We start from the raw sequence: 7,309 nt of genomic DNA on the forward strand, positions 1-7,309 counted from the left end.
AGAATGGTTTTCATGGTGTCCCAGTAATTTACATCCTCATAGTCCAGCAGCGCTAAAGGTGCACCAGTAACAATTAACCCGTCATAACGCTTGTCTGCAACGTCATTAAAATCCAGGTAAAATGCATCCATGTGCGACTGCGGCGTATGTTTGGGCGCCATGTCATTAATGCGGATCAAATCTACATTGATTTGCAGTGGCGTATTGGATAACAGACGTAAAAGCTGCACCTCGGTAGCAATCTTATTTGGCATAAGATTGAGAATAGCCACCTCCATGGGTCGGATATCCTGACTCGCAGCACGCTGGCTATCCATGGTGAAAATGTTCTCACCTAATAACACGTTTTGTGCAGGTAAGTTTTCTGGGATCCTGATAGGCATAGTCACTCCGGGCGATTATCTAGTTGTGCTATTGTCGCTAAAGTTCTGGCAATGTCAACATCTTTACGTCTAGACGTCTAAATGTTTATACGGACGTAATTCTTTACATGGCACACCAAACGTTTCGTATCCGGAAGGAAAATCAAATTCCCCTGTCAGAATACAAACAACACTTTTACACCACTCGTATTTATATTATAGCTGGGCACCTTTATGCCCTTTTGAACCTGCGTGGCTATGTGAAGTAAATGGAAATATTAATATGCCGCCAATACCTCAAATCACTTCCTTGTCTCGTCGTCGTTTGCTACAGGGCAGCCTTGCCTGCCTGGCCTTACCAGGATGTACTGCTGTGAAAATGAATAGTCAGCCAATAAAACCAGCAACGCAATTCGTTGCGATTGACGCACCATTCGATATGCCAGCGATCGAAATTCCTGACTTTACTGACGTTGCTAATTTCAACATCCGGGATTTTGGTGCTGCTGAAAATAATCAATCAACCACACAAACAGCACTGCGAAACGCCATTGCCGCCGCCAACCAGGCTGGTGCAGGCAAAGTGATTATTCCGTCAGGTACCTGGCCATGTGGGCCGATTCATTTGCTCAGTAACGTGAATCTGCATCTGGAAGAAGGGGCGACCCTGTTATTCTCAGCAAATCCGACAGATTATTTACCGCCGGTACAAACAACCTGGGAAGGCATGGAATGTTTCAACTACTCGCCACTCGTTTATGCGTACAATTGCCACAACATTGCTATTACTGGTAAAGGCACACTACAGGCAAAACTGGATGTATGGCAAGCCTGGTACGCTCGGCCTAAAGCACACATGGATGCCCTGGCCAATTTGTATCACATGGCGTCTCAGGATGTGCCTGTAGAACATCGCCTGATGACTTACGCCGGGGCCAATCTGCGGCCACACTTTGTGCAATTCAATCGCTGCCAGCATATATTGGTAGAAGGCATACACATTCAGGACAGTCCGTTTTGGGTGCTGCACCCTTTTATGTGTAAAGACGTTGTGTTTCGCCACGTGAGTGTATCGGCACATGGGCACAATAACGACGGTGTTGATCCGGAGATGACACAAAACATGCTGATTGAACACTGCACATTCGATCAGGGTGATGACGCGATTGCAGTAAAAGCAGGCAGAAACCGCGACGCATGGCGACTGAATATGCCGTGCCGCAATATTGTGATGCGTCATTGCCGGATAAAGCGAGCCCATCAATTGCTCGCCATCGGTAGCGAGCTATCCGGCGGTGTCGAGAACATATGGGTACATGATTGCCATTTCGACGGCAGTGAAGTGTTCCAGTCTGACGCTCTCCCCTACAGCGGCACCGGGAATATCGTGTTTATAAAAACCAATGAGCGACGGGGCGGTTTTGTTCGCAACGTTATTGTGGAAAATGTAAAGGCCGATAGCATTGGTGGTGGCATTCTGGCAATAGACACCGATGTGTTATATCAATGGCGCCATCTTGTACCTACCTATGAACGCCGATTAACACCCATAGAGCATATTCACATTTCCAATGTGTCGGTGAATAACGCTGCTTTTATCAGTCAGATAAAAGGGCAAGCTGAGCTGCCGGTAGATGAGGTCTACTTACGTAACTTAACTGTAGAGTCAATTTCGGGAGAGGCTTACTCTCACGACCACGTGAAGCGCATTGAAATGAAGTAATACGGGTTTGTTAAGCGGGCTTGTGAATATTCATCAACAGTTGTAGCTCGGCTGCCGGCAGATCGCAACTGTGCATAACTTCATCAATGCTGGCACCGGCTTGCAACATCTCTGCAGCACGCTGATATAACCGGCTGTCTGGATCCTGCTCGCTTACCGTTTTAATTTGCTTTGCCAGTGCGCTTATTTCACTTTCCAACGTTGTAACCGAGCGGGCGACGGCCATACTGCGAGCCTGGCCTTCCTCAATGGTGTTATAGAAGTTTTGTTGCGCTTTGGTGAGTTGTTGGATTAACTTTTTATGCGCTTCGAGCTCGGCAGAAAGCAAGCGAATTTGTTTGCGCGTTAAAAGCCAGTTTAATACAAAGCCTCCTGTGGCCAGGAGGCAGGCAAACACTGCAATAAGAAGGGGTTTTGATACTTCCATGTAATAATCAGGCCGTTACAGGCTGCTTAATTCGTCCCATTCTTCATCGCTTAATAATTTATTCAGGTCAACCAGAATTAACAGTTCGCCGTCGCGGTTGCTTACACCCTGGATAAACTTGGCACTTTCTTCTGTACCCACATTTGGCGCACTGTCGATCTCAGACGATCTCAGATACACCACTTCAGCCACGCTATCAACCAGAATACCTACTACCTGTTCATCAGATTCAATGATCACGATACGGGTATTGTCAGTTACTTCTTCCGGCGGCAAACCAAAGCGGGCGCGGGTATCGATAACTGTTACTACATTACCACGCAAGTTAATAATACCTAATACGTAATCCGGTGCGCCTGGCACAGGGGCAATCTCGGTATAGCGCAGTACTTCCTGTACCTGCATAACATTGATGCCATAGGTTTCTTCACCCAAACGATAGGTAACCCACTGCAATACCTGATCATCTACGTTCGATGCGTTACTATTTCTGTCATCACTCATGTACTTGGCTCCAATTGACTATGGCACCTGGTCTTTACTGCCCAAGCCTTTATTCAGCATTGCAATTAACTCATCAACGTCAAGCAATGCACACATTTTATCTTTCACCATACCCGCTAACCAAGGACGCTTGCCTGCTGACGATTCACGCCATTTAACATCGGCCTTTGTTAACGATACGGTATTAACTAATTTTTCGCTGGCGAGCCCCCAGGAACTATCGCCTAACATAATAAGATATTGATAGTTTAGCTGATCTGCCAGTTTTTGATCGTATTTTTCTGGCATTACCCATTGCGCAGTATCAACTACGCTTAATTTTTCTTCTCTGTGCAGCATTACGCCCATAAACCATTTAGGCTTACCAAATAGCGGGCCAATCTTTGAAATCCGGTGAATGCCACCCAAAGTGATTAATGGCACCGCCAGCGTTAACCCTGCCACTTCAAAAAACAATGCCTGAAATTTATTATCTAACCGCTTTTCTAACGGCAATACCGGTGCGTTAGGCGGCCCTTCCGCCTTGTGCTGTGCGGCCACCTGCTCTTCTACTCTTTTAAGCAGACTTTCCTGAGGCTCGGAAACCTTTCCGAAAACCATTGCAGAAACCTTTCCGGACACATTGGCAACCACACGCTCGCGGGGCTTTTCCGCAATTCGATTATCGGTTGTTGGCATGTCAATGACGGGTGGGGCACTTATTGAAACATCCGGTACAACAACCGTAGCCTGTTCGAGCAATTTTGCCGTGCGCGCGGTGACTTCTGCTGGATCGTCAACATCCCGCAGCAAGCTGCTGAGGTACTCTTCCATTACCTCTTCTTTTGCAAACGGCGTATTCTTACTCATCGTTAGTCGTCACTGTCCAAAGTATTCAATAATTTCTGATACGCAAACACGCCCCGCGCTTTAGGGTAAGCAATTGAGGCCGGTGTCTGCATCTGGCTGGCATCCCTGAATCGGGTATCAACCGGAATCATGCCTTTCCAGGTTTGTTCCTTGTAATCTAACAGCAATTGTTTGTGTGCCGCTATCGCTGCATTAATGCGACGATCGAACATCGTTGGCACAATCAGCGTATCAAATTCACGCTCCAGCATCTTGCTCATAATGGTTAACGTGTGCATCATGCGGTCCAGTCCTTTTAGTGCCAGAAACTCGGTTTGAACCGGTACCACCACTTTTTGGCATGCAGCAAGGGCATTTACCATTAACACACCCAATACCGGTGGGCAGTCAATTAACACGTAATCAAATTGCGACTCAATTTGTTTCAGGGCCTTCTTTAATACCAGCCCCATACCCATTTGATTGCCCATGGAACGGTCCAACGTAGCCAACGCCATGGTGGACGGTAAAATAAACAGACTATCCAGCTTACTTGGACACAAACAATCTAAGACTTTATCGTCGCTCATGCCGGAAGGATTAGCAAAAATATCGTAAACTGAATGCAATAACTCTTCAGAATCAATGCCAAAGTAATAGCTTAACGAGGCATGGGGATCCATATCTACCAATAATACATTGTGCCCCTGCCTGGCAAGCAGTCCGCCCAATGTCACGGTTGTAGTTGTTTTCCCTACCCCGCCCTTTTGGTTGGCAATGGTCCAGATTTTCACTGCTACTCTCCCACCAGCGCTAATATCGGCTCACCGGTTACATCTCGGTGATTATGCAGCTACCTATATCATCTATACTAATATTCACTTCCGCCAGCTTATCCACGGTTACCGCTTGCGGCATACCGTAAACCACACTACTGGCTTGATCCTGTGCCCATATTTTGGCTCCTAACCCTTTAAGCGTTCGACACCCCTCACGGCCATCGGCACCCATGCCGGTTAAAATAACGGCTAACGTGTCGCCACCATAGACATTCGACAAACTATTAAAGGTAGTATCAACACTGGGTTTGTAGCCAATATCAGCGGCGTCTGATTCTGTGATCACAATTCTGGGTTGCCCAGACAACTTATCAACAGTCATCTGCTTTCCACCCGGAGCCAGGTAAGCCCAGCCATTTTGCACCACATCGCCGTGTTCCGCTTCTTTCACCCGAATCTGACAATGCTGATTCAGTCGCTCCGCAAACGCTTTGGTAAACGTACCTGGCATGTGTTGCACCAGGAATACCGGATAAGGAAATCCTTCGGGCAGAACACTAAGTACTTTTTGTAATGCAACCGGACCACCTGTTGAGGCGCCTATCGCCAGGCAACGATAACGTTTCCCGCTTCGACGAACCTGAGTCACTATCTGGGGTTCAACGGCTTCTGTGCGTCCAGCTAATAGCGAAGAACTTCTGACAAATGCTGTTTTAGGTGCATTACTGGGTAATGCCCTTGACGGGGCCGATGGCACGGGTACTGCAGTACGAGCGGTAATACCACCAGGCGATGTCAATGGACGTCGCTGGATAGATAACGGTGTACGCCTTGCCAGTAACCTGACTTTAGTTCTCAGAATAGTTGCTGCATCACTGCGATCTTTTGCGATTTCTTCAAATCGCTTGGGCAAAAAGTCAACGGCTCCCGCATCCAGCGCATCCAAAGTGGCTTTTGCCCCTTGATGAGTGAGGGAGGAAAACATAATTACGGGAACAGGACATTCATCCATAATCCGTCTCACCGCAGAAATGCCGTCCATAACCGGCATTTCCACGTCCATGGTGACGACATCCGGCCGCAGCGACTTGATCATATCAATTGCTTCGCGTCCGTTTTTGGCTTCGCCAACCACCTCAAGAGAACGGTCTTCATTCAGAATATCTTTAACCCGGCGGCGATAAAAACTCGAATCGTCGACCACCAGGACTTTGAAGGCCATTTAGCAATATTCCTCAGTTATTTTTTTAGTGCTTTTCGCGCATAGCGTTTTAACAGACTTGGAATATCCAGTATCAGTGCTATACCGCCATCAGAGGTTATTGTAGCGCCAGCCATGCCAGGCGTGCCTTGCAGTAACGCATCTAATGGCTTAATCACCACTTCTTCCTGGCCAATAAGTGCGTCAACAACAAAACCAACCTGTTGTGTACCAATTTGCACTACTACGACATGGCCTTTCTTGCGGTCGATGTTTTTGGGACCGCGGATTAACCATTCGCCGAGGAAGAATAATGGGATTGCTTTTGAGCGCACAATCATGGTTAGTTGACCATCAACAGTGTTGGTCTTCTTGATATCCATGTTAATTATTTCATTTACAGCACCCAGCGGCAGTGCAAATGTCTGTTTTCCAACCACAATCATCAGCGTAGGCAAAATAGCCAGAGTAAGCGGAACTTTGATTTCAAGGCGGGTACCCCTGCCAAGCTGAGAATCAATATTCACTGTACCGTTTAACTGATTAATCTTGGTTTTAACAACGTCCATGCCCACACCACGACCAGAGATATCGCTTATCTCTGTCTTGGTTGAGAAACCTGGAGCAAAAATCAGATTGAACGCTTCCACATCTGACATGCGGGCAGCGGCATCAACATCCAGTACACCGCGGGATATCGCAATTTCTTTCAGCTTTTCCGGATCCATGCCCTTGCCGTCATCTTCAATAACAAGCAGGATATGATCCCCTTCCTGAGAGGCAGAAAGCTTCACCGTACCCATTCGGGGTTTACCCGCTGCGGCACGGTCTTCAGGCATTTCAATACCGTGGTCAACTGAATTTCGAACCAAATGCACCAGCGGATCAGCCAGGGCTTCTACCAGGTTCTTATCCAGATCGGTCTCTTCACCTTCCAGTTCAAGCGTAATTTCTTTTTTCAGGCTTCTCGCCAAATCCCGCACAACGCGTGGGAATCGGCCAAATACCTTTTTGATAGGCTGCATACGGGTTTGCATTACTGCGCCCTGCAAGTCACCCGTTACTACATCCAGGTTTGCAATTGCCTTGGACATAGATTCATCGTTGATATTAATACCAAGACTAATTAACCGGTTACGAACCAATACCAATTCGCCTACCATATTCATAATCTGATCTAATCGGCGCGTATCAACACGAACTGTCGTTTCAGCTGGAGGCGGCGCAGCGGCAGCTTTCTTATCATCTTTCTTAGCGGGCGCAGGATCTGCGGCTGGTGCTGCTGCAGGTTTACTGGCAGCTGCGGGTTTTGCAGCGGCCGGTTTTTCCGTTGCTTTAGGCGTTGCCGCTGGCTTGCTATCGTTTTCTACTTTAACCCGTGGTTTTTCTGGCGCAGCAGGTTTTACCGGTGCTTCAGCTTTGGTTTCAGCTTTGGCTTCACCAGGGGCTTTGCCCTGACCATGTAGCTGATCAAGCAGCGCTTCA

At 47.6% G+C, this 7,309-nt stretch carries 8 protein-coding genes; 1 reads left to right on the forward strand and 7 read right to left on the reverse strand.

Annotation, left to right across the window (positions count from 1 at the left end):
• A partial coding sequence (locus tag ACLR2L_RS17360; protein WP_413369907.1) for a homoserine O-acetyltransferase/O-succinyltransferase family protein occupies positions 1-383 on the reverse strand: 383 nt, incomplete at its 3' end.
• Between the two features lie 262 nt (positions 384-645).
• On the opposite strand from ACLR2L_RS17360, the gene ACLR2L_RS17365 reads away from it, so the two are divergent.
• Positions 646-2,085, forward strand: a complete 1,440-nt coding sequence (locus ACLR2L_RS17365; protein WP_413369909.1) for a glycoside hydrolase family 28 protein — start codon at positions 646-648, stop codon at positions 2,083-2,085.
• Positions 2,086-2,095: 10 nt separating this feature from the next.
• Here ACLR2L_RS17365 and ACLR2L_RS17370 read toward each other — a convergent pair whose 3' ends face one another.
• From ACLR2L_RS17370 to ACLR2L_RS17395, 6 genes are all read right to left on the reverse strand, one after another.
• On the reverse strand, positions 2,096-2,512 hold the full coding sequence (locus tag ACLR2L_RS17370) for a DUF2802 domain-containing protein (protein ID WP_413369910.1): 417 nt from the start codon (positions 2,510-2,512) through the stop codon (positions 2,096-2,098).
• A 15-nt stretch (positions 2,513-2,527) separates the two neighbouring features.
• Positions 2,528-3,016, reverse strand: coding sequence for a chemotaxis protein CheW (locus ACLR2L_RS17375; protein WP_140956069.1), 489 nt, complete (start codon positions 3,014-3,016; stop codon positions 2,528-2,530).
• An 18-nt stretch (positions 3,017-3,034) separates the two neighbouring features.
• A complete protein-coding gene (locus tag ACLR2L_RS17380) occupies positions 3,035-3,865 on the reverse strand; it encodes a chemotaxis protein CheW (RefSeq protein WP_413369912.1) in 831 nt (276 codons plus the stop codon).
• 2 nt (positions 3,866-3,867) lie between these two features.
• Positions 3,868-4,638 carry a ParA family protein gene (locus tag ACLR2L_RS17385; protein ID WP_413369914.1) on the reverse strand — a complete coding sequence of 257 codons (771 nt, stop codon included), beginning with the start codon at positions 4,636-4,638 and terminating at the stop codon, positions 3,868-3,870.
• Between the two features lie 37 nt (positions 4,639-4,675).
• Positions 4,676-5,845, reverse strand: a complete 1,170-nt coding sequence (locus ACLR2L_RS17390) for a protein-glutamate methylesterase/protein-glutamine glutaminase (protein WP_413369915.1) — start codon at positions 5,843-5,845, stop codon at positions 4,676-4,678.
• Positions 5,846-5,862: 17 nt separating this feature from the next.
• A partial coding sequence (locus tag ACLR2L_RS17395; RefSeq protein ID WP_413369917.1) for a chemotaxis protein CheA occupies positions 5,863-7,309 on the reverse strand: 1,447 nt, incomplete at its 5' end.

Source organism: Alteromonas sp. AMM-1 (genome assembly GCF_047290655.1).
Classification (GTDB): Bacteria; Pseudomonadota; Gammaproteobacteria; order Enterobacterales; family Alteromonadaceae; genus Alteromonas; species Alteromonas mangrovi.